At 39.3% G+C, this 22,598-nt stretch carries 19 protein-coding genes and 1 pseudogene; 7 read left to right on the forward strand and 13 right to left on the reverse strand.

Going from position 1 to position 22,598, the window contains the following annotated elements; all coding sequences use genetic code 11:
* Positions 1 to 16: 16 nt before the first annotated feature.
* The 6 genes from murQ (at position 17) to FK004_RS15665 (ending at position 3,435) form a co-directional block, all read left to right on the forward strand.
* Positions 17 to 829 carry an N-acetylmuramic acid 6-phosphate etherase gene (gene murQ / locus FK004_RS15640; RefSeq protein WP_108738096.1) on the forward strand — a complete coding sequence of 271 codons (813 nt, stop codon included), beginning with the start codon at positions 17 to 19 and terminating at the stop codon, positions 827 to 829.
* Positions 830 to 867: 38 nt separating this feature from the next.
* A complete protein-coding gene (locus tag FK004_RS15645; RefSeq protein ID WP_108738097.1) occupies positions 868 to 1,089 on the forward strand; it encodes a DUF6095 family protein in 222 nt (73 codons plus the stop codon).
* Positions 1,082 to 1,654, forward strand: coding sequence for a pentapeptide repeat-containing protein (locus FK004_RS15650; RefSeq protein ID WP_108738098.1), 573 nt, complete (start codon positions 1,082 to 1,084; stop codon positions 1,652 to 1,654). Before FK004_RS15645 ends, FK004_RS15650 begins: the two co-directional genes overlap by 8 nt.
* Positions 1,655 to 1,671: 17 nt before the next feature.
* Complete coding sequence (locus tag FK004_RS15655) at positions 1,672 to 2,157, forward strand: DUF1572 family protein (protein ID WP_317046949.1); 486 nt, start codon at positions 1,672 to 1,674, stop codon at positions 2,155 to 2,157.
* Positions 2,158 to 2,285: 128 nt separating this feature from the next.
* Positions 2,286 to 2,657, forward strand: coding sequence for a DNA topoisomerase IV (locus tag FK004_RS15660; protein ID WP_108738099.1), 372 nt, complete (start codon positions 2,286 to 2,288; stop codon positions 2,655 to 2,657).
* Between the two features lies 1 nt (position 2,658).
* A complete protein-coding gene (locus FK004_RS15665; protein WP_108738100.1) occupies positions 2,659 to 3,435 on the forward strand; it encodes a TerC family protein in 777 nt (258 codons plus the stop codon).
* Positions 3,436 to 3,667: 232 nt separating this feature from the next.
* On the opposite strand, the gene FK004_RS15670 is transcribed toward FK004_RS15665, so the two are convergent.
* From FK004_RS15670 to FK004_RS15710, 9 genes and pseudogenes are all read right to left on the reverse strand, one after another.
* Positions 3,668 to 6,289: a DNA gyrase/topoisomerase IV subunit A gene (locus FK004_RS15670; RefSeq protein WP_108738101.1), complete on the reverse strand. Its 2,622-nt coding sequence runs from the start codon at positions 6,287 to 6,289 to the stop codon at positions 3,668 to 3,670.
* Between the two features lie 31 nt (positions 6,290 to 6,320).
* Positions 6,321 to 7,034, reverse strand: coding sequence for a hypothetical protein (locus tag FK004_RS15675; protein ID WP_108738102.1), 714 nt, complete (start codon positions 7,032 to 7,034; stop codon positions 6,321 to 6,323).
* 81 nt (positions 7,035 to 7,115) lie between these two features.
* A complete protein-coding gene (locus FK004_RS15680; protein WP_108738103.1) occupies positions 7,116 to 8,972 on the reverse strand; it encodes a DNA topoisomerase IV subunit B in 1,857 nt (618 codons plus the stop codon).
* A 99-nt stretch (positions 8,973 to 9,071) separates the two neighbouring features.
* Positions 9,072 to 10,046 carry a transglutaminase domain-containing protein gene (locus tag FK004_RS15685; RefSeq protein WP_108738104.1) on the reverse strand — a complete coding sequence of 325 codons (975 nt, stop codon included), beginning with the start codon at positions 10,044 to 10,046 and terminating at the stop codon, positions 9,072 to 9,074.
* A gap of 38 nt (positions 10,047 to 10,084) precedes the next feature.
* A pseudogene (locus tag FK004_RS19725) lies at positions 10,085 to 10,764 on the reverse strand (TIGR02117 family protein).
* A gap of 140 nt (positions 10,765 to 10,904) precedes the next feature.
* Positions 10,905 to 11,621, reverse strand: a complete 717-nt coding sequence (locus FK004_RS15695) for a response regulator transcription factor (RefSeq protein WP_108738105.1) — start codon at positions 11,619 to 11,621, stop codon at positions 10,905 to 10,907.
* Between the two features lie 6 nt (positions 11,622 to 11,627).
* Positions 11,628 to 13,226, reverse strand: coding sequence for a sensor histidine kinase (locus tag FK004_RS15700; RefSeq protein WP_108738876.1), 1,599 nt, complete (start codon positions 13,224 to 13,226; stop codon positions 11,628 to 11,630).
* A 71-nt stretch (positions 13,227 to 13,297) separates the two neighbouring features.
* On the reverse strand, positions 13,298 to 13,882 hold the full coding sequence (gene coaE / locus FK004_RS15705) for a dephospho-CoA kinase (RefSeq protein WP_108738106.1): 585 nt from the start codon (positions 13,880 to 13,882) through the stop codon (positions 13,298 to 13,300).
* 2 nt (positions 13,883 to 13,884) lie between these two features.
* Positions 13,885 to 14,886 carry a glycosyltransferase family 2 protein gene (locus FK004_RS15710; RefSeq protein WP_108738107.1) on the reverse strand — a complete coding sequence of 334 codons (1,002 nt, stop codon included), beginning with the start codon at positions 14,884 to 14,886 and terminating at the stop codon, positions 13,885 to 13,887.
* 202 nt (positions 14,887 to 15,088) lie between these two features.
* Here FK004_RS15710 and FK004_RS15715 point away from each other — a divergent pair, with 202 nt between their 5' ends.
* Entirely contained in the window at positions 15,089 to 16,627 is a 1,539-nt protein-coding gene (locus tag FK004_RS15715) for an IS1182 family transposase (protein WP_108735475.1), read from the forward strand.
* A 111-nt stretch (positions 16,628 to 16,738) separates the two neighbouring features.
* Here the strand turns inward: FK004_RS15715 and FK004_RS15720 are convergent, their stop codons facing one another.
* From FK004_RS15720 to recN, 4 genes are all read right to left on the reverse strand, one after another.
* A complete protein-coding gene (locus tag FK004_RS15720) occupies positions 16,739 to 18,670 on the reverse strand; it encodes a T9SS type A sorting domain-containing protein (RefSeq protein ID WP_108738108.1) in 1,932 nt (643 codons plus the stop codon).
* 112 nt (positions 18,671 to 18,782) lie between these two features.
* The gene (locus FK004_RS15725; protein ID WP_108738109.1) at positions 18,783 to 19,592 is read right to left on the reverse strand and encodes an enoyl-ACP reductase FabI; all 810 of its coding nucleotides are present in this window, start codon (positions 19,590 to 19,592) and stop codon (positions 18,783 to 18,785) included.
* Between the two features lie 35 nt (positions 19,593 to 19,627).
* The gene (gene fabV / locus FK004_RS15730) at positions 19,628 to 20,818 is read right to left on the reverse strand and encodes an enoyl-ACP reductase FabV (RefSeq protein ID WP_108738110.1); all 1,191 of its coding nucleotides are present in this window, start codon (positions 20,816 to 20,818) and stop codon (positions 19,628 to 19,630) included.
* Between the two features lie 72 nt (positions 20,819 to 20,890).
* The gene (gene recN, locus FK004_RS15735; protein ID WP_108738111.1) at positions 20,891 to 22,543 is read right to left on the reverse strand and encodes a DNA repair protein RecN; all 1,653 of its coding nucleotides are present in this window, start codon (positions 22,541 to 22,543) and stop codon (positions 20,891 to 20,893) included.
* Between the last annotated feature and the right edge of the window lie 55 nt (positions 22,544 to 22,598).

The following is a 22,598-nucleotide window of genomic DNA, read 5'->3' on the forward strand; positions in this document are numbered from 1 at the left end:
TATAAAGTACCACATCATGCAGTTTACCAAAACCACTGAGCAGAATTCAAACTATGAGCATCTGGAAACGATGAGCGTATCGGAACTGTTGTCCAATATCAATGCCGAAGACCAAACGGTTCCAACAGCTGTAGCCAAAGCATTGCCCCAAATAGAATCCCTGGTTACCCAAACTGTAGCGCAACTCAAAAAAGGCGGCAGGATTTTTTATATTGGTGCCGGAACCAGCGGCCGTTTGGGCGTTGTAGATGCTTCGGAATGCCCGCCTACTTTTGGTGTTCCCTATGATCTGGTCAATGGTATCATTGCCGGTGGTGACCTGGCCATTCGTAAAGCTGTTGAAAATGCTGAAGATGATCGCGAACAAGCATGGAAAGACTTACAGCAGCATGGAATAAATGGAAATGATATTGTAATTGGCATTGCTGCCTCCGGAACCACTCCCTATGTCATTGGTGGGCTTGAAGCCTGTAACGCGAATGGTATTCCTACAGGATGCATCACCTGTAACGCAGGAAGCCCGCTTTCGATAACGGCCAAGTATCCGGTTGTTGTTATTGTAGGGCCCGAATTTGTAACCGGAAGTTCCAGGATGAAAGCGGGTACTGCGCAAAAACTGGTCCTCAATATGATCTCGACGGCTACCATGATCCAGTTGGGGAAAGTCAAAGGCAACAAAATGGTCGATATGCAGCTCAGCAATGATAAACTGGTACACCGTGCCGCCCGTATGATTATAGAAGAACTTGGTGTTTCCGATGAAACCGCCAACGCCCTGCTCAAAGAATACGGAAACGTACGCAATTCAATCGAAAATTATAAACGATAATCTATCCTCAAAAACGGATCATCCTATTCCATACAATAATGGCAAACAAAAAAATACTCTTTCGGGGCATCAAATACCTGGGTTGGTCACTTCCCCTGTTTTTTATTGGCCCGGTAGTCATTCACAGTTCTTTTAAAAACCAAAATAACCCGCTCTATTATGTAGTACTCGCCCTGGGTATTATCATATGCTTGAGTGCCATGTTATTGCTGTTCCGCGGCGTACAAACGGTTGTAAAAAGCTTATTCGACCATGAATGAATTGATCCACATCGATAAAACCTTCTCCAAGATCACCTATTCCGAGAAATCCATCCGGAACCGGGAATTTGAGAATTGTGTTTTTGAAGGCTGTAATTTTTACAACACTGATTTTGCCTATAACCAATTTAGTGACTGTACCTTCAACAATTGCAACCTGTCCATGACCAGCCTGAATGGATCGGGACTGAAGACTGTCACGTTTGAAGAATGTAAGCTCTTAGGTATCAAGTTTCATGAATGTGATGATTTCCTGTTTGCTGTGACTTTCACAGACTGCACGATGGATTATGCCTCTTTTATCAATAAGAAAATGCCCAAAACAGTATTTCGAAACTGTTCGTTGCAGGAAGTCAATTTCTCCGGAACCGATTTGACCAAAGCAGTGTTTGACAACGCCAATCTGCTTCGGGCTATTTTTGATGAAACTACACTTACCGAAGCTGATTTTTCAACGGCCTATAATTTCACTATGGATCCGGAACGCAATACCATCCGTAAGGCAAAATTTGCCACCAAAGATCTGGCAGGGCTTTTAGAAAAATATGATTTAAAAATCCAATAATTTAATCCGCTATACCTATGGATCTGAATGAGACTTACCTTGTAAATGTAAAAAAGCAATTCGTATACTATAAAACTGTTGCCGAAAAAGCCATTGCACAGTTGGAAGAAAACCAGCTTTTTGTCGCACTGAATGACGATACCAATAGTATTTCGGTGATCATCAAGCACCTGAATGGTAATATGCTGTCCCGATGGACCGATTTCCTGACTGCTGATGGCGAAAAAGAATGGCGGGACCGTGACGCAGAGTTTATCGATACCTATACCAGTAAAGCTGAAGTGATGGAAAAATGGGATGCCGGATGGAAATGCCTCCTGAATGGACTGGACAGCCTGGCTCCGGAGCAATTGTCTACTATTGTTTACCTGCGTAATGAAGGCCATACGGTAATTGAAGCCATCAACCGCCAATTAGCGCATTATCCGTACCATATTGGCCAAATTGTCTTCTATGCAAAACTGCTAAAAAAAGGAAACTGGGATAGTTCTGTCCATCCCTAAAAATGGTTCCAAAGAACATAACTCGACCATGTTTTCAAAAGATAAGGCCATTCGGAATTTTACCGATGTCGAAATGAAACGATTAGATACAAAATAAAAAAAGGCTTTTGCCTGCTGATGCTTACACGATGAAAAAACTGCTCCTGCTTCCCCTGTCCTTATTACTATTTTCCTGTTACGAACAAGAACGTAACTGTAAAGATTTTAAAACCGGTAAATTCCGTTTCGAAATAGAAATCGACGGACAAAAAAAAGTAACCAATTTCGAACGCAATGAAACTATTGAAATTGAAGACTTTGAAGGTAAAATTGATACTTCTTCCATACGATGGATTAATGACTGCGAATACATCCTGGAAAAATTACATCCAAAAAATCGTCAGGAAAAGAGCGCAATCCATATGAAAATATTGAATACTACTGGAAAAACATATACTTTTGAATTCTCTAAAGTTGGAGATACACAAAAACAAAAAGGAACAGTAACCAAAATCGATTAATATGGAAGTATTTTTAAATCCCGATGCGTGGATTGCCCTGCTCACGCTAACTTTCCTGGAGATTATCCTCGGAATAGACAACATTATTTTTATTTCCATAGTAACAGGGAAACTACCGGTTGAAGAACGTAAAAAAGCCACCCGTATCGGTTTGTTTTTAGCTATGTTTATGAGAATCGGGCTTTTATTCGGGATCACGGTATTGATTGCTATGAAAAAACCATGGTTCAGTTTTGACTTTGGCTGGTTCAGCGCCGGCATTACCGGACAAGCGATGATCCTGCTATTGGGAGGTTTATTCCTGATTTATAAAAGTACCAAAGAAATCCATGAAAAGGTAGACCACAAAGGTGAAGAAGAAAAATCATTGGGCAATGCTGTAAAAAAGTCATTTTCCGGAATCATTGTACAAATCCTGATGATTGACCTTATTTTTTCTGTAGACTCTATCCTGACTGCAGTAGGAATGACGAATGGAATTGAAGGCGCCTTATATATTATGGTTACTGCCGTAGTCATTTCTGTAGGGATTATGATGTTGTTTGCCGTACCTGTTGGGACATTTGTCAATGCGAACCCTTCCATTCAGATCTTAGGCCTTGCTTTCCTGATCCTGATTGGATTCATGCTAATCACGGAAAGTATGCACCTCTCCGACGCCCAACTTGCAGGACAAAAAGTAGGTACTGTACCCAAAGGTTATCTTTATTTTGCCATCGCGTTCTCCCTTGCGGTAGAATTCATCAATATGAAAATGCGTAAAAAGAAAGTTGCTTAACTGCTCTTTTTCTCCCTATATGGAAAGCTTTCAGAGGATTCTTTGAAAGCTTTCTTCTTTTTACAGAAGATCATGTATATTCAACAAAAAGAGGCTGTCTCAAAACTAAAACAAGTCTTTGAGAATTGCATATTTGAGACCTACGCTCCGACAGGAGTCCGAGTAAAAAACAGAAAAAGAGGCTATTTCACGAGTTGTGAGACAGCCTCTTTTTTATATGGTATAAAACCTCTTAATCGAGACTTAACGTAATCTGTCCATCATCATCCAAAGACACATCACCTATGGCCTCATCATAGTGTGTTTCGGGCTCTTCCGGCACTTCTTCAACAGGTGGTTCATACGGCAAAGGCTCAAGAAGATTTACTTGTTTCAGTTTATCTGCCGTGAGTTGATTCCCCATTGCTTTAATCCCTTTTACCGCAATAAAAGCCTCAAGATCAATTGTCTGATTTTCTTTTTGTACCCCTTTAACTTTTGCAAAGATAATTTCCGCTACAGGACGGTAATCCGTGGAAACGATTTCCAATTGGGAGTTGGCGTGCTCCGTAATAAAAATTTCTTCTTTATTTTCATTTTCTACTAAGAAACGTTTGATATAATACCGCTCTTTTTCCCCATCAAAGTAAATGACCGACACCGGTTTCTTAGGGTTCCATTTTTCCAGAACAACCATATCGGTATCAAAGTGCGTGGTCAGTTCCGGGGTAATCGTTTTTAACTTACCCGACTGGCTGATAATTAATAATTTATCGTTCGGCCTGAATTCTCCCAATAGTTCCCCTCTGGCATCTACGTTAAGCCTGTTGACTGTATCGTCAAACCAGATTTTTCTGGGTTTCAGGGTGGAGATCCCTTTTTCTTTTAACTCGATCTTTTTTATAGGATACTTGGTCACCAAATTACCTTTGGAAGCACGTCCTTTAATCATCATCGTAGCAAAATCAAGGTCGAATTTGAGTTTTTTGACGCTGCCTACCTGTCGTAACAATATAGTAACCACTTCTGCTTCCCCGTTAGGATTAAATGAGAAGTACGTTACCTGTGAGCCCGGTTTTTCCTGGGTCAGGTCATAGGCCTTATCCCTGGTTATCCCGGAAACATTAAAGCGTTTCACATAGGATGGCCCCGATTTACCATCACGGTAGATCATATTATAGATCGTACGCTTGTCGTTTTTATCAAATATAGCGATGTGGATGATATCTTTACCAATAAAGGTTTTAGCATCCACTTTGGTCACCATCATTTTTCCATCCCGCATAAAGACAATCACATCATCAATTTCCGAACAATCGGCTACATATTCATCTTTTTTAAGGCTCGTTCCTACAAATCCTTCTTCGCGGTTGACATACAATTTTGTATTCCTCAGGATTACTTTTGTAGCTTCAATATCATCAAAAATACGCAGTTCAGTCTGGCGCTCGCGGCCTTTACCATATTTCTCTTTTAGTTTCAAGAAAAAAGCGATCGCAAAATCCACCAGATGTTCCAGGTCGTATTTTACCTGTTCAATATCACCTTCCAACGATTCGATTTTCTCTTCGGCTTTGTTGATATCGAATTTAGAGATTCTTTTAATCCTGATTTCCGTCAGCCTTACAATATCTTCTTCGGTAACCGCTCGTTTCAGGTGTTGGATATAAGGTTTCAGCCCTTCATCAATCGCCTTGATCACGCCTTCCCAGGTCGATTCCTCCTCAATAAGGCGGTACACCTTTTTCTCAATGAAGATACGCTCTAAGGAAAGGAAATGCCATTGTTCTTCCAGCTCATCAAGCTGAATCTCCAATTCACTTTTCAGCAATTCTACTGTTCGTGCAGTTGAGATTTTCAGCATCGCAGAAACACCGATGAATAGCGGTTTATGATCTTCGATCACACATCCTAATGGGGCAATGGAACTTTCGCAGGCGGTAAATGCAAATAATGCATCGATCGTTTTATCCGGTGATACGCCTGGAAACAGGTGAATCAGGATTTCAACTTCCGCTGCCGTATTGTCTTCTATTTTTTTGATTTTAATTTTACCCTTTTCATTAGCTTTCAGGATACTATCAATCAAGGTCGACGTATTGGTACTGAAAGGAATTTGGGTAATCACCAGTGTATTTTTATCCTGTTGCGCAATCTTGGCACGAACCCGCACCCTACCACCACGCAATCCATCATTATAATTGGATACATCCGCAATACCGGCAGTTGGAAAATCCGGATAAATCTGGAAAGGTTTGCCTTTTAATATTTTCACCGAAGCATCAATCAGCTCGAGGAAATTATGGGATAGTACTTTTGTAGAAAGCCCTACTGCAATACCTTCAGCTCCCTGTGCTAATAAAAGCGGGAATTTTACCGGAAGGTTCAGCGGTTCATTACGCCTGCCATCATAGGAAGCCTGCCAGGTCGTTATTTTGGGGCTGTATAATACTTCCAGCGCAAATTTAGACAAACGGGCTTCAATGTATCGCGATGCCGCAGCACCATCACCCGTGAGTATATTTCCCCAGTTTCCCTGGGTATCAATCAGTAAATCCTTTTGACCAATCTGTACCATCGCATCCCCGATACTGGCATCTCCGTGAGGGTGATACTGCATGGTATGCCCTACAACATTGGCTACTTTATTATAACGCCCGTCATCCAGTTCCTTCATTGAGTGCATGATACGACGTTGAACCGGCTTAAAACCGTCTTCAATCGCCGGAACTGCACGTTCCAGAATCACATAAGATGCATAGTCCAGGAACCAGTCTTTGTACATCCCGGTTACCTTGGTAATGGTATCCTTGCTGTCTTCCTGGTCGTAAAAATGCTGTCCACCTTCTATTGGATCTTGATTCTCTTCGCTCATTATACTAAATAGTCCTTATTATTAATTTTGTTTATTCTTCAACTGTAATAGAATCTGTTTCTCCTTCTTCATACTCATCTCCTCCCTCAGTTTCCATTGCATCACGCAACTTCATATCCTTTAAGTCTTGATTTGAATATTGGGTGTATTGTTCAAATTTCTTAGTCTTCGGATTGTATATTATCGCTTCCTTCCCGTAATTAAAATACAACAGTATGCCATCGGCCGGGGCAGCAACTAATTCCAGTCCATCCATAAAGATCTTACTGCCTTTTTTAAAGCTGGAAATGGTAGGCATTTCGCTTTCAAAGCTCTTATGAAAAAGAAGCAGGCAATCATCGGAGATCATGAATAAGGCACTACTGGCAAAATCATTTTTTTCCAATATAAAAGCCATATCCCGATTGTCTCCTGTACTTCCGTCATTGGAAAAATCACCATAGGTAATCACCTTAGCGGCGCGATCCGGGATCTTGGAGAAAAAATATTCATTGGATTCCAGATACCCGTTTACACTAAATACGGAATGAACACAATCCCTGTAATTGTCAGGGACTACACCATATTCATTGATCGGAAATATTTTATACATATCCAGTAAGAAATCATCATCCCGTTCCTTGATTTCTTTCTTTTCCAAAAGGACAACCGCTAAAAACAATCCGCCAAAAGAGATTATGAGCGTGGCTACGATAATTCCAATTGTTCTCCATATTTTCTTTTTCGGCTTCTCACTATTTTCCATATAATCAAGGGAATGAATTAATTTTTAATACGGCAATATAGTACTTTTCCCTTATGTAATACGGCAAAAAATGTGTCCAGCTTATGCTTTTTCCACTACATCCAGTTCCACCTTGAGGTTATTGATGATAAATTCCTGGCGGTCGGGTGTGTTTTTACCCATGTAAAAAGATAATAACTGTTCGATTGACGTTGCCTTATCCAGCATTACCGGATCAAGCCTGATATCTTCGCCAATAAAAAACTGGAATTCATTGGGCGAGATCTCTCCCAATCCCTTAAATCGTGTGATCTCCGGTTTGGGTTTTAGTTTTTCTATCGCATCTTTACGCTCCTCTTCACTATAACAGTAAATGGTTTCTTTTTTATTTCGAACCCGGAATAATGGGGTTTGCAGAATGTACAAATGCCCTTCCTTGATGAGCTCCGGGAAAAATTGCAGAAAGAATGTAATCAGCAATAAGCGGATGTGCATTCCATCGACATCGGCATCGGTAGCGATTACGATATTGTTGTACCGCAGGTCTGCCATGTCTTCTTCAATATTCAAGGCTGCCTGGAGCAGGTTGAACTCTTCATTCTCGTAGACAATTTTTTTACTCATCCCGTAAGAATTCAGCGGCTTACCCCGTAAACTAAATACGGCCTGGGTATTTACATCCCTGGACTTGGTAATGGATCCGGAAGCCGAATCACCCTCGGTAATAAAAAGTGTACTCTCCAGGTACCGTGGATTCTTGGTATCTGGTAAATGCACCCGGCAATCCCGAAGTTTTTTATTGTGGAGACTGGATTTTTTAGCCCGGTCCTTCGCCAGCTTACGAATGCCCGAAAGTTCTTTTCGTTCCCGTTCCGCCTGTAGTATTTTTCGAAGTAGCAAATCTGCCGTTTCCGGGTTTTTATGCAGGAAATTATCGAGTTGTGTTTTGACAAAATCATTGACAAAAGTACGTACTGAAGGTAGGTCTGGCCCCATATCGGTAGAACCAAGCTTGGTTTTTGTCTGGGATTCAAATACCGGTTCCATCACCTTCACACTTACCGCACTCACAATGGATTTACGAATATCTGAAGGTTCAAAAGGCTTGTTGTAAAATTCCCGTATAGTACGCACTACCGCTTCACGGAATGCACCAAGGTGCGTCCCTCCTTGAGTGGTATTCTGCCCGTTGACAAAGGAATGGTATTCTTCTGAATATTGCGTTTTACTGTGGGTAAGAGCCACCTCAATATCTTCTCCTTTCAGATGGATAATTGGATATACCAGATCATCCTCATGAATCGTTTCTTCCAAAAGGTCTCTTAGTCCATTATCAGAGTAATATTTATCGCCATTGTAAATAATGCTCAGCCCTGTATTCAGGTAACAGTAATTCTTGAGCATTTTAATAACATACTCATTTCTGTATTTGTAGTTTTTGAAAATGGCTTCGTCGGCAATAAAAGAAACCTTTGTTCCTTTTCGCTTTGTTGTTTCAATTATATCTTCTTCGAGAATCAGGTTTCCTGCAGAAAATTCTGCTGCTTTTTGTTGATTGTCCCGAACAGATTCCACACGAAAATAGTTGGATAAAGCATTTACGGCTTTTGTTCCGACACCATTCAATCCAACTGATTTTTTAAAGGCCAGCGAATCGTATTTTCCCCCGGTATTCATCTTGGACACTACATCCACAACTTTCCCTAACGGAATCCCACGGCCATAATCCCTGACGGTAACTGTTTTATCTTTGATAGTGACCTCAATTGTCTTTCCGGCACCCATCACAAATTCATCGATACAGTTGTCAAGCACCTCTTTCAGAAGGATATAGATACCATCATCCGGAGATGATCCATCACCCAATTTACCAATATACATTCCGGGACGCATACGGATATGCTCCTTCCAGTCGAGTGAACGGATGTTGTCTTCGGTGTACTGATTTTCTTCTGACATAAAGGATTTTGGATTTTCAGCTAATGTACTGCTTTACGCAAAAAAAAGAAAGCTGAAAACAAGAAAATTTTTAAAAGATATCGACAAAAAAACAGCTGTTTAGCGCTGAATTTTATAGGTTACCACTGATTTCTGATTGACAAAAATAGTAAGGTATCCATTCGAATTATTATCCATGACAATATCAAATTGCGATAGATTTCCATTCCGTACCGGCACCACTTCTTTTGACTGGTTTTTACGGCTGAACTGGTAGCTGACCACATCATTATTGCCCAGGTTTTGAATGCGAAATGGAATCACATTCGACTTGGAATTGGTAAATATTCCAATCCCGGGACTTAAAAAAGTATAACCCGAAGTCAGATAATTACCGTAATACAAAGGCAATGCTGCAAAATCTTTTGCGGTTAAATCGGTAAGCAGCCAACGGGTATCATCGGGAAAATGGTTTAGGAAAAACAACTCGGGGGCAGTACAGAAATACCCATCATTAAACTTTGAAACAAAAGTTTTTGTCGTCGTGTTCATCGCTCCGGAAGCCCAGGTTGCATCAACTAATTTCCATTGGCCATCAATCTTAACAGCATTCCAGGCATGATCGCTGGCTCCGGGCAATTTCCCAATTTGGGACGGATGTGCTTTTGAGGTTCCCGGCACAATAACACTTTCCAGTCCCACAAGGCCAGCCACCTCAGAGAACAACGTTGCATACCCTTCACAAACCCCTTTCTTTGATTTTAATGTCTTTCGGGCAAGTTCATACCGGAATTGCTTTTCTTTTTCAAACTTTTCTGCTTGCGTCCGAAAAGAATAGGCCACACGGCGTGTTCCGCTTTGCGCATAATAACTTTTTAGGTCATAATTGATATTCAGTGCGATCCAGGTAAATATAGCACGTGCTTTTTCATCTTCACGCCTGAAATCGGCAGTGATTTTTGAAGCAAGTTCTTCGGGTTTGGAAAAGGACTTCGAATAGGCTCGAACGGTCTGGTCTACACTAGAAAAATCCTGCGACCGGGCAGGCATCGAAAACAGTAATACGGCTAAAACTATAAAAAATGTATTTTTCATACTTTTTTATTTTCAATAATATTGCCACAACTCCCACATCACTCATAATGCCAAAAAATCCCTTTATCAGCAGGCGTCCATAAAGCCGCCTTTTGGCCTGAAGCTTTCAGCGCATTGTTTGTCCAGGTATTGCAGGTATAAAACAGGCTGTATTTTCGATTCGCCTCATAAAAACTATCGTGGTTTCCATACGTTGAAGCGGTAACCAATAATGGATCGCCATTGGCATCATACTGAAAGCTCTGTTGAATATAATCAATCAGTTGCTGGTACTCCTCTTTGCTAATAGGAATTGCTACACAATCTTTATCTTCATTGATCGTATTGTAAAAAGTGGTATGCATGGCGGAAGTACCCAGGTAAAAAGCCGCTTTAAAGGCCGTTTTAGCCTTTAGGTCGGACCATTGAGGTAAAATCCCTTATCACCCCATCCCATCGCAATATACCGCGCCAAGGTATCATTTGCCTTTGTGTTGCTAATTTTAATTTTTTGAGACCAATCGATAAGCTCTGAGCGCAGCGGCATTACAAGATCAGTATGTACGCCATTGGTTTTAATATAAACCGTAATATCATTCGCCGGATCCCGGTCTGTAGTATGTACCGGAATTAAAGACAGCACAAAAGCCGCAACGAGATACAGCACTACAAAACCAAATATTCCTAAAATCAAATTTCGGAGTACACGAACTCCTTTACGCAGTACAGTCATAAGCATCCTCTTCAACAGCAGTATTCCCTGTTGGTTTATAATGGGCTAATATAGAGATAAAACAGGCGCCTAATACCAAAAAATAAGGCACAAAAAAAAAGGCCTCAAATGATATGAAGCCTTATTGATACTATACAAAAACAGTATTATTTTTCGTTCTTATTTTTTACAACAAGCCTGAAACCTTCTCCGTGGATGTTCAGAATTTCAACACCATCATCTAATTTTAGATATTTTCTTAATTTGGCGATATACACGTCCATACTTCTGGAAGTAAAGTAGTTATCATCTCTCCAAATTTTAGTCAATGCTAATTCTCTCGGCATCAAATCATTTTCATGAAGTGCAAGCATTTTCAGCAATTCGTTTTCCTTTGGAGAAAGCTTAATTGGCTCTTCATTTTTAAATGTAAGAAAACGCAGTTTTGAATTCAAATGAAAGTTCCCAATTTCAAATTCGAATTTTGTATTGTCTGTTTTATTTTCAGAAGCTTTACGCTGTATAATCGCTTTGATTTTCATCAATAGCACTTCAGAATCAAACGGTTTATTCAGATAATCATCGGCCCCTACTTTATATCCTTTCAACACATCTTCTTTCATTGATTTTGCCGTAAGGAAAATCAATGGAATCTCTTTATTTTTTTCTCTGATTTCTTTTGCAAGTGTATACCCATCTTTATAAGGCATCATCACATCTAAAATACATAAATCATAAGTATCTTTTTTGAATTTTTCAAAACCTTCCATCCCATTTTTTGCCAGGATAACATCGAAGTCATTAAGCATTAAATAGTCTTTCAGAATTGAACCAAAATTCGGATCATCCTCAACAAGAAGTATTTTTTTGTTTACAGTTTCCATATCTTTTTAATTTATTAGGGGTAATTTAATATTAAAGGTACTTCCCTTTCCCTTTTCGCTTTCTACGTAAATTTGACCATTATGGTCGTCTATTATTCTTTTAACATAAGCTAATCCAAGCCCGTGCCCTTTGACATTATGCAAATCTCCGGTATGTTCACGGTAGAATTTTTCAAAAATCCTCTTCTGTGCCACTTTACTCATTCCGGCACCATGATCCTTAATTTTTATCAGGATAAAATCTTTTGCATTCTCTGTATAAATATCGACTACCGGCGCATCAGGAGAATACTTAATCGCATTATCCAGGATATTGACGATCACATTGGTAAAATGCACATCATTCAATAAAGTAATCCCGCGATTCGCTTTAAAATGAGTTGTTATCTTACCCTGACGATCTTCAATAATTAAATTCACATGCTCAATGGCATCTTCAATAATTTCATGAACATCCATTGGCTCCTTTGAAATATCCAATTCTTTTTTCTCGAGTTTGGATATCCTCAACACGTTTTCAACCTGCGCATGCATCCTTTTATTTTCATCCCGTATCATTTGGAGATAACGGGTTACTTTTTCCTTGTCATCAATAATTTTTGGATTCTTGATAGCATCCAGTGCCAAATTTATTGTAGCAATCGGAGTTTTAAACTCGTGTGTCATATTATTAATGAAATCGGTTTTGATTTCAGAAATCTGCCTTTGCTTGATGGACTGGTTTAATGCACTGGTATACGCAATAATGATAATTAACGTAAAAATGAGTGACAATGTCGTTATCGGTGTAATTTCAGAGAATAGAAATTTTTGCTTTTGGGGAAAGCTCACCCATAATTCGAATTTATTGTTCCCGTCGGCATCTGTAAAAACCGGAATGCCGTAGGTAGCATTTTTATCCAGCTTGAATTTGTCCGATTTTACTTTAGTTGCAAGCCCATTACTATATATGCCGAATTCAAAAGGTGTCTTAACACCATATTCGTTTAATTCTTTTTTCAACAAAGCCTCAAGCTTCTCTTTCGATACCCGGTCCTGAATCGGAATAGCCGCAGCGATATCCTTAAATGCAATTTCGAATTGCGCTTTTTCCAATATTTCAAGATTTCCGGTTTTCTCGATTTTCAAATCGGGAGTAGCGGAACGCTGTATGTTGTTATTATCAATATGCGCGCCATTATATACTTCGGTTACCCTTTTGGACACATAATTCTTTAATTTTATGGTATCGGACTTTTTCCTGTCAAAATTTTTATCAAAGAACGATGAGTTAATATTGTAATCCTCGGGAATTATGCTATTCGAATAAATGATCGTCTCATTTGTTCTGGAATCCCTTTGGTAATATCCAAATTCTAAGAAATCGCTTTTTTCAGGTGTTTTACCAATACTATCTTTTAACTGATTATATTTTAAAGTAAAACTGTAGGCCTCCTGGTCCTGAAGCTTATCAGCGACATTTCCTATTACCTGCTTAACGTGATATTTAAATTGCTCTTCATTGATTTTCAGGGATGAATTAATCCAATACACCTGAACCAGGATGATACCGATTAAAGACAAACTCATTAATATGGCGAGCAAACGAAATAATGTTTTATTCATACCCCCCAAAATTAACATTTTAACATTTATAACTCGAATGCATTAACCAAAAATTAACATTAAGGCTTAAATTACGAATTTCGCAATTCTTTAAGAACTTTACTAACTTGTTCCTTAGCAGAATCCAAATTGATATTTTCGATTATAAAATCGCTTAATTCCATTTTTTTAGCTTCATCCCATTGGTTATTGATTCGTATCCGAACCATTTCTTCGGTTATTCCGTCCCGTTTCATGACACGTTCGATCCGAATGGGTTCAGGTGCCGTAACCATAACTATCGCATCGCAATCCTTATAGCTTCCACTTTCAAATAAAATAGCGGCTTCCTTAACTACAATTTCAGCATCGGCATGTTTTGCGACCCATGCTTTAAAATGATGGGCCACTGCCGGATGTACAATAGCATTTAATTCCGCCAGTTTCCCTTTATCTGAAAATACAATTTCAGCAATTTTTTTTCTATTTAATTCATTATTTTGAAGTATCGCATTTCCGAATTTTTTTGTAATAGCATCTTTTATATCGGCATTATCCATTAAGTTTTTTGCTTCCGCATCGGCAATATAAACAGGCACGCCTAAACTATTGAAAAACTGCGCTATAGTACTTTTTCCACTACCAATTCCTCCGGTAAGCCCTACGATTTTTGTCATGGTTAATCAATTTTAAAAAATAATTCGGGAAAAGCCTGTTGTGGCTTTTTCTTAAAAATCTTAACAGCTGTGAAGGACTTTAAAAAACCTGTCCCATACCCATAAAACTGAACGCCGACAGCATAAATCGCAAGCATCCCGATTTTAATACTTTTGTATTCAAAAGCAGCAAAAACAAAAACCAATACAAAATAAAACACATACATTCCGAAGAGGTAAGGGAATCCAAATGCCAGTGCTATAATCGACACTAAGAATCCTAATAAAAACAGCGATGGAATAAAAAACGTAGGCTTGCTGTATTCCGGATACCAGGAATCCAGTATAGGTCTTGCTTTACCAAATTTATTAACCTGCTTGTAAAACTTAGACCAATCAATACGTCTTTTATGATATACATACGCGTTTGGGAACAGTTTGGTTTCCAGGCCGGCTTTCCATAATCGGATAGAAAGATCCGGATCTTCCCCAGGATGTATATTGCCAAAACCATTAGAAATTTCAAATGCCTTTTTAGAAAGTCCCATATTAAAACTTCGTGGCTGGAATTTCCCTATTTTCTCTGAGCCCCCACGGATTCCTCCGGTAGTCAGGAATGAGGTCATCCCAAAATTAATGGCTTTTTGTATGTCTGAAAAAGAATCCAGCGCCCGGTCTGGTCCTCCAAAACAATCTACATAATTTGCATTGAGTGCTTTTTCGGTTTCTTCCAGATAATCATCCGGCAAAATACAATCAGAATCTAAAATAAGAAAGTAATCTCCTTTCGCCTTTTGCATCCCAAAGTTCCTGGAATCTCCTGGTCCTGAATTGGGTTTGAAATAATACGAGACGTTGAGTTTTTCTGAATATTTATCAATAATATGCCCACAGGTAATTGTAGAACCATCTTCCACAATTACAATTTCATAGGGTTTGGCATAACGTTGCAACGATAAGCTTTCCAAAAGCTCATCCACTTCATCCGGTCGGTTATAGACCGGGATTATAAAGGAAAAATTCATAGTGTACAATCAAATTATTGAGGAACTTACTCACAGCAAAGATAAGTGTTAAAAAACAAATTTTCTGCTTTAAATTTAAAGGCTGCGTTGCAACAGTCCATAAAAAAGAAGCTGTCTCAAAACTGAGTCAGCTTCTTTTTTTTAGTTTGTATTTTTATATGCAATTTTGTAAATTTAATCAGTGATAAACAGCTGATTATATATGAGATTCAAACATTATAACCAACAACAAACGATGCTTCTACCTTATTCGTTTGATGATTTAATTCCACATACACATGCGGTTCGAATAGTTGATCAAGTTGTGGAATCCCTTAATATCCAGCCTCTTTTAAAAGCGTACAGTAAAGAAGGTAATCCTGGATATCATCCAAAGATGTTACTCAAAGTGATGTTGTATGCTTATATGACTAATATCTATTCTTCGAGAAAGATAGAACTTGCACTTCGTGAGAATATCAATTTTATGTGGCTTACTTCTATGACTATTGTTGATCATAATACAATTAATAGATTTAGAAGTGATAAACTAAAAGAGAGTTTTAAAGAAATCTTCAAGCAGGTAGTTTTGATGTTGGCCTCAGAAGGACTGGTGAATCTAAAACAAATTTATACCGACGGAACAAAAATAGAAGCTCAGGCCGGCAGGTACACTTTTGTGTGGGGTAAGAGCATAAAAACCAATAAAGCAAAAATGCTCACCCAGTTGGAAGAATTATGGAACTATGCCCAAAGTATCGACAATGAAGATGACCCCAACCCGGAACCAACAGAGTTCAAAGAAATCAGCAAAGAGGTAATTGAGAAAACTGTAGCTAAAATAGATGCCAAACTCTCTGGTAATGAAAAGACCAGTTCTAAAGCAAAAGCTAAATTACGCTACATAAAAAATAATTTTACTTCCAATCTTGAAAAGTATGAAAAGCAAGAAGCTATTCTGGGAGAAAGAAACAGTTACAGCAAAACTGACACCCAGGCTACTTTTATGCGAATGAAAGAAGACCATATGTTAAACGGACAGCTCAAACCAGCTTATAATACTCAAATATCTACACAAAATCAGATCATTGTTCATTATACCATCCATCAAAATCCGACCGATACTAAAACACTCCAGCCTCATTTAGAAAATTTGGAACAAACCTTTGGTAAAAAAGTATTTAAAAAGATAAAAGAAATAACTACTGACGCAGGTTATGGAAGTGAAGAAAACTACGATTATCTGAAACAGAAGAAACTCAAAGCTTTTGTGAAGTATAATACTTTTGAAAAAGAACAAGATCAAAACTACCAAAAGAAACACAAGGCTTTTAGCAAGGAAAATCTCTATTACAATCCAGAAGAAGACTATTATGTATGTCCAATGGGACAAAAAATGCATAAAACATATCAAAACCAGAAAACAACAACTACAGGATACACCCAAACCTTATCGCATTATCAGGCCAAAAACTGTGAAGGCTGTTCACTTCGAGGTCAATGTTTTAAAGCTCAGGGAAACAGAAGCATCGAGCGAAACCACAACCTTGAAAGACATAAACAACAAGCAAGGGAATTACTACTAAGTGAAATAGGAATACAAAGAAGAAAGCAACGCTCTGCCGATGTAGAGCCTGTATTCGCTCAACTCAAGCATAATAACGGTTTTAGACGGTTTTCTTTAAAAGGACTTCAAAAAGTAGAATTAGAATTCGGATTAATGGCTTTAGGTCATAACTTAAGAAAGAAAATTGCAGCATAAAGGCAATTTTTTACTCCCGTTAAAATCTAGATAGTTAAAATCCAAAATTGTATCAAATAAAAAAACCGTCTCAAAATTTGTTTTGAGACGGCTTCTTTTTAAAGAATTAGATTATTTTTTTAGTATTTTAAAATTACGGACTGCTTCCGCTCCTTTTATACGAACGAGATAAGTCCCCTGAGGCAAGCTTGAAAGATCCAACCGCGCACTGGTCCCTTCTATTGCTTTAGATAGTACTTGCTGCCCAAGTAGATTGTAAATAGTTGCTTCCTTCATATTTTCATTCCAATCGACAAATAACGTTTCTTTTACCGGATTCGGATAAGCCTTGAAACGTATCGCATCAAAATCTCCCGTACCCAATGTTGCATCATACGCTGAAATACTGAATGTCCCGGAAGCATCATTGCCCTTTTCATATACCCTGATGTAAATTGAGGTATCCGGTGTTAATCCTGTAAGGTTTATTTTGGAATAGCCTCCTGTACCCGCACCATCATCATCACAACCAATCTGGCTTAACGCGGTACAGCTACCCGCATACACTGCAATGGCAGTATCCAGGCCTTGCCCCCCGGTTGATGCATCACCCGTTTCAATGGTCAATGATCCACTTGCCGGTACGACTGTAGTGAACCATACGTCACCTCCATTATACCCCACACAGCTTATCGCTGCTGACGAGGCGGTGGCACCTACTGTTGTGGCATCTAAATTATGATCCGAGAATTGTGTACCTACTGTCAAAGCGGCAGCGGTAGCACATTCATCATTTACTGGAATTAGAATTGGGGTTCCGATACAAATCGTGAAATTTTGCCGGGAAGTATTTGATACGCTATACACACGTACCCAATAAGCAGTCCCAATAGTAAGCCCCGTTATCATATTTGTTTCGGCATCGCTACACAATACCGACTCTAATGCGCCACAGCTTCCGGAAAATACCTGAAAATACATATTGACATCCGTTGGTCCCGAAACGGTAACAACATTTGCAATCACCAATTGCTGCGTTACTGATTGTGCTGTAAAACGATACCACACATCATCATCAGGTGTACCGCTACAAACTCCTGCAGCCATCGACTGTGTTGCTCCAAGAGTAGTTCCGGCGGTAGTAGTAGCACAATTCAAATTAGGATTAACCGTTAATGTTACCGCATTTCCACAGTCATCATTAACCGGAGGTGCTGGTGCTGTCGTAAAAGAGACCATGCGCCAGAGACTTCCCCCATTGGCACAGGTTGTCCTAAGATGGAAGTAATAGGTTGTAGCAGGCAAAAGCCCACTTGCAGTATAAGAATTGCCATTAATCACTATCCCCTGTACTGAAGGATTGACCGCTCCGGGCGTAGTGGTAAGGTAACCCTCAAATTGTGTGATGTCCGGAATAGCATTCCAGGAAAATTGTGCAGTTGTCGCAGTACTATTAGTTACCACCAATCCTGCAGGAGTCGGGCATCCAACAGAGTAAATACGGGGTGAATTGAAACAGAACCCATAATTATACCCTATCCCATTAAGATCATCATTATAGTAAATCCGGTATCGGAAACCGGCTAATTGTGTCGCTGTAAAATTAGTAATCATAAGCGGTACCGATGTATAATTCGTTTTAGGAATGGAACAAAAATTAAACGTCACGGTTGTATTGTTACCCGGTAAGTTTTCCGTCCATGGTACCCAAACGGAAGCATCTGCATTCCAATATTCCAATCGGAGCACATCTTCATTCAGAAAATAATATCCATAGTCTACAGTGACCTCTATACGATTTTCTCCAGCGGTATGTGCCGCAGTCAAATTGATTACAGGCGATTCCGCAGCAATCTGGTCGTCGTGGTTAAATCCAGCTGCATCATCATTAAAGGCAAAGCTTGAAGTCGTCAACGGACTGGATTCAAATGCCGCCGCCGAAGTATTGTAATTACCGGTAACTGACCAACTGGTATTGGGCCACCCAGCAGATTGATTTAAAGTTTGTGCCTGCAGTAAAGCACTCCAGAACAACAAAATAAGGCATAAGTAGTTTTTTTTCATAGCATTTGAATAAGGGCAAATCTAATATAGAGAATTATCCTTTCCCTTGTTTTTAAAAAATTATAAAAAAACCCGCATGAAGCGGGTTTTTTAGTATCATTACAAAGTGGGTTTACTTTTCAAAAGCATCCACCACTTCCTGGCTCACTCCCGTATTGGAGAATCCACCATCATTATATAAATTTTGAAGAGTCACTTTTCGGGTCAGGTCAGAAAACATTGCTACGGTATAATCAGCACATTCCAGAGCCGTTGCATTTCCCAATGGTGACATTTTATCGGAAAAAGCAATGAATCCATCAAATCCTTTTACCCCCTGACCGGCAGTAGTCGGTGTAGGAGATTGGGAAATTGTATTGACCCGTACCTTTTTTTCTTTTCCGAAGAAGTACCCAAAACTTCTGGCAATAGATTCCAGATAGGCTTTATTATCTGCCATATCATTATAATTCGGAAATACCCTTTGCGCTGCCATATACGTCAACGCGACAATACTTCCCCATTCATTCATGGCATCTTTTTTATAAAGTACCTGTAGCACTTTATGAAAAGACAATGCGGATACATCCCAGCCTTTTGTAGTAAAATCATAATTCATATCTGTATAATGATTGCCTTTGCGCACATTGACAGACATTCCTATAGAATGCAGCACAAAATCTATTTTACCACCCAGAATATCCATAGCCTGCAGGACAAGCTTTTCGAGATCTTCAACATTAGTAGCATCAGCAGGAATAACAACCGATCCGGTTTTTTCCGCTAATTGATCAATGGTACCCATTCGCATGGCTACAGGAGCATTGGTAAGAACAAAAACACCACCTTCTTCATGCACACGCTCAGCAGTTTTCCAGGCGATTGAATTTTCATCCAAAGCACCAAATATAATTCCTCTTTTGCCTTTTAACAGATTGTACATTCTAATTTATTTTAAGCTTAAACGATTCTGAAATATTAAGATAAACTCGGGATTGCCACTAATTCATTTGCCTCTTTGGAATAATCCACTCCCGGAACTTCGAAACCAAATAGATTGTAAAAATCTTTTCGGTACCCTTCCAAATCCCCTATTTCAGCCAGATTCTCAGTAGTTGCTTCTTTCCATAACTCCGCTACTTTAGCTTGTATGTCTTCCCGCATTTCCAAGTCATCTACACGGATTCTTCCTTTTTCATCTGTTGGAATTTCTTTCCCGGAAAACAGGCGATCCTGATACAAGCGCTGCATTTGTTCGATACAGCCTTCATGCACTCCTGCTTCTTTCATTATTTTATACAGCAATGAAATGTATAATGGAATTACCGGAATTGCAGAGCTTGCCTGAGTTACCAAGGCTTTATTTACAGACACATACGCTTTACCGTTAATATCTTTCAGGCTATCAGTGATTAAAAAGGCTGTTGCTTCCAAATCATCTTTAGCACGCCCAATAGTTCCTTTTCGGTATACCGCTTCTGTCAATGATGGCCCGATATACGAATAAGCTACAGTAGTAGCACCCGGAGCCAATAATCCTTCTTTTTTCAGGGCATCCATCCACATAGCCCAGTCTTCACCACCCATTACGGCAATCGTATTTTCGATATCACCTTCTTTGCTTGGCTCAATAGAAATATCAGATACTTTTCCAGTGTGGAAATCTACTGTTTTATTGCTAAAGGTCTCTCCAATTGGTTTCAGTACTGAACGGTGCGTTACCCCTGTTACCGGGTGTACACGAACCGGGGATGCCAAACTGTATATTATTAAATCTACCTGCCCTAAATCGGCTTTAATCAGGTCTAATGTTTCTCTTTTTATTTCATTTGAAAAAGCATCTCCATTGATACTTTTTGCATATAATCCTGCTTTTTGCGCTTCTTTTTCAAAAGCTGCTGAGTTATACCAACCCGGAGATCCCGGTTTGCCTTCAGCTGGTGCTTTTTCGAAGAACACACCAATAGTGGCTGCATCGGAACCAAAAGCACTTGTAATTCTGGAAGCCAGTCCGAATCCGGTTGATGCTCCTATTACCAAAACTTTTTTAGCACCCGCGATCGCGCCTTTTGATTTTACGTATTCAATTTGATTTTTTACATTCTGCGCAGCGCCATCAGGGTGTGATGTCAGGCAGATAAATCCTCTCATTCTTGGTTCTATAATCATAAATTCTGTTTATCTATTGATGTGAAATAGTATAAAAATATCGTTTACTAACGGCAAATATAGTTTGTTTTTTTAGTTCAGCAAGGCTTTCGCATGGCCTATTGCGCTTTCCGTAATCTCATTTCCACTGAGCATTTGGGCGATTTCAATAATCCGGTCCTCAGTATTAAGGAGTTTCAATTCGGAAACGGTATTCTCACCCTGGGTAGATTTCGACACTTTATAATGCTGATCTCCTTTTGAGGCAATCTGTGGCAAATGCGTAATCGCAAACACCTGCATCTCCCGACTCATTTTTTTCATGATATCCCCCATTTTTTGCGCGATTTCACCAGAAACTCCGGTATCAATCTCATCAAAAATTATTGTTGGAAGTTTAGAATACTCGGCCAGGATTGCTTTTACAGAAAGCATGATACGGGACATCTCCCCGCCGGAAGCGACTTTTTTTAGCAGTCCAAAATCGGAACCTTTATTCGCAGAGAATAATAACTGTATTTCATCCTTTCCATTTTGGAAATATGAAGCTCTTGGATTGATTTCAATTGCAAAACGAGCATTTGGCATTCCCAGCAACTGCAGGATCCCAACAATTTTTTCCTGAAAAACCGGAATTGCTTTTTGTCTTTTCGCATGGATTTTTGCTGCGATTCCATCTAATTTCTCCGCAGCTGCTGCGATCTCTTTTTCAATGGATGCAATCTTAGCCTCCAGGCTGTCAAGCGCCATGACTTTGGTATCCAAGGCTTCCTGGATTTCCAATAACTCCGCTACAGTAGTTACCTGGTGTTTCTTTTGTAAAGTATAGATCGCCTGAAGTTTCTGGTTGATCAGTTCCAATTGTTCCGGATCATTCAATAATTTCTCGGAATGTTCTGAGATCTCTTCTACGATATCATCCAGCTCTAAAAGCACACTATTCGTCCTTTCGTAAAACTGATTATACGTTGTTGAGAAAGAGGCAATTTTATGTAATGTATTTTTTATTTCTTTTAAATGCTGCAACACACCAATCTGGTCATCATTTGCAATCGCAGTTACTTTGACCAATGATTCCTTGATGAACTCAACATTATTGAGCTGTTCGAAACGTTCTTCCAATTCTTCCTGCTGCCCATTTTTTAACTGAGCCGTAAGAAGCTCCTCCAAAAGAAATGCATTGTAATCCTGCTCCTTAATAGCCTCCTGCCGTTCCACTATTAACTGGGCCAACTGGCTTTTTTGGGATTTATATTTTTTCAATACACTTTGATAATCCAATACAAGCGGATTATTTTGCGCAATAGAATCAATGATTTGGAATTGGTAGAGTTCTTCTGATAATTCCTGTGTTTGATGCTGGGAATGGATATCGATAAGAAAGACGCCTAATTCCTGAAGTTCCTGCAAATTGACAGGACTATCATTTATAAAAGCCCTTGATTTTCCGGACGGAAGTATTTCCCTCCTGATGATTGTCTCATCTTCATAATCAAGGTCATTTTCTTCGAAAAATGGTCGAAGGCTGTATTTTGAGAGTTCGAAATGGGCTTCAATAACACATTTCTCATTTTTATCTTTTAGGGAAGCTAAGTCCGCTCTTTTTCCGAGAATCAATCCTAAAGCTCCTAAAACGATGGATTTCCCAGCTCCGGTTTCTCCGGTGATGATAGAAAACTGATCCGAAAAGGCTATATCCAGTTTTTCAATTAAAGCAAAGTTTTTTATAGAAAGAGTCGTGAGCATTTGTTTTTATTTAAGGGCTTGTAAGTCTGAAAAAGCAGACGTAAAGTTACAAATT

The organism is Flavobacterium kingsejongi (assembly GCF_003076475.1).
Classification (GTDB): domain Bacteria; phylum Bacteroidota; class Bacteroidia; order Flavobacteriales; family Flavobacteriaceae; genus Flavobacterium; species Flavobacterium kingsejongi.

Coding starts and splice junctions, on each gene's coding strand:
- murQ (WP_108738096.1), top strand. CDS start 17: ATGCAGTTTACCAAAACCACTGAGCAGAATTCAAACTATGAGCATCTG.
- FK004_RS15645 (WP_108738097.1), top strand. CDS start 868: ATGGCAAACAAAAAAATACTCTTTCGGGGCATCAAATACCTGGGTTGG.
- FK004_RS15650 (WP_108738098.1), top strand. CDS start 1,082: ATGAATGAATTGATCCACATCGATAAAACCTTCTCCAAGATCACCTAT.
- FK004_RS15655 (WP_317046949.1), top strand. CDS start 1,672: ATGGATCTGAATGAGACTTACCTTGTAAATGTAAAAAAGCAATTCGTA.
- FK004_RS15660 (WP_108738099.1), top strand. CDS start 2,286: ATGAAAAAACTGCTCCTGCTTCCCCTGTCCTTATTACTATTTTCCTGT.
- FK004_RS15665 (WP_108738100.1), top strand. CDS start 2,659: ATGGAAGTATTTTTAAATCCCGATGCGTGGATTGCCCTGCTCACGCTA.
- FK004_RS15670 (WP_108738101.1), bottom strand. CDS start 6,289: ATGAGCGAAGAGAATCAAGATCCAATAGAAGGTGGACAGCATTTTTAC.
- FK004_RS15675 (WP_108738102.1), bottom strand. CDS start 7,034: ATGGAAAATAGTGAGAAGCCGAAAAAGAAAATATGGAGAACAATTGGA.
- FK004_RS15680 (WP_108738103.1), bottom strand. CDS start 8,972: ATGTCAGAAGAAAATCAGTACACCGAAGACAACATCCGTTCACTCGAC.
- FK004_RS15685 (WP_108738104.1), bottom strand. CDS start 10,046: ATGAAAAATACATTTTTTATAGTTTTAGCCGTATTACTGTTTTCGATG.
- FK004_RS15695 (WP_108738105.1), bottom strand. CDS start 11,621: ATGGAAACTGTAAACAAAAAAATACTTCTTGTTGAGGATGATCCGAAT.
- FK004_RS15700 (WP_108738876.1), bottom strand. CDS start 13,226: ATGAATAAAACATTATTTCGTTTGCTCGCCATATTAATGAGTTTGTCT.
- coaE (WP_108738106.1), bottom strand. CDS start 13,882: ATGACAAAAATCGTAGGGCTTACCGGAGGAATTGGTAGTGGAAAAAGT.
- FK004_RS15710 (WP_108738107.1), bottom strand. CDS start 14,886: ATGAATTTTTCCTTTATAATCCCGGTCTATAACCGACCGGATGAAGTG.
- FK004_RS15715 (WP_108735475.1), top strand. CDS start 15,089: ATGAGATTCAAACATTATAACCAACAACAAACGATGCTTCTACCTTAT.
- FK004_RS15720 (WP_108738108.1), bottom strand. CDS start 18,670: ATGAAAAAAAACTACTTATGCCTTATTTTGTTGTTCTGGAGTGCTTTA.
- FK004_RS15725 (WP_108738109.1), bottom strand. CDS start 19,592: ATGTACAATCTGTTAAAAGGCAAAAGAGGAATTATATTTGGTGCTTTG.
- fabV (WP_108738110.1), bottom strand. CDS start 20,818: ATGATTATAGAACCAAGAATGAGAGGATTTATCTGCCTGACATCACAC.
- recN (WP_108738111.1), bottom strand. CDS start 22,543: ATGCTCACGACTCTTTCTATAAAAAACTTTGCTTTAATTGAAAAACTG.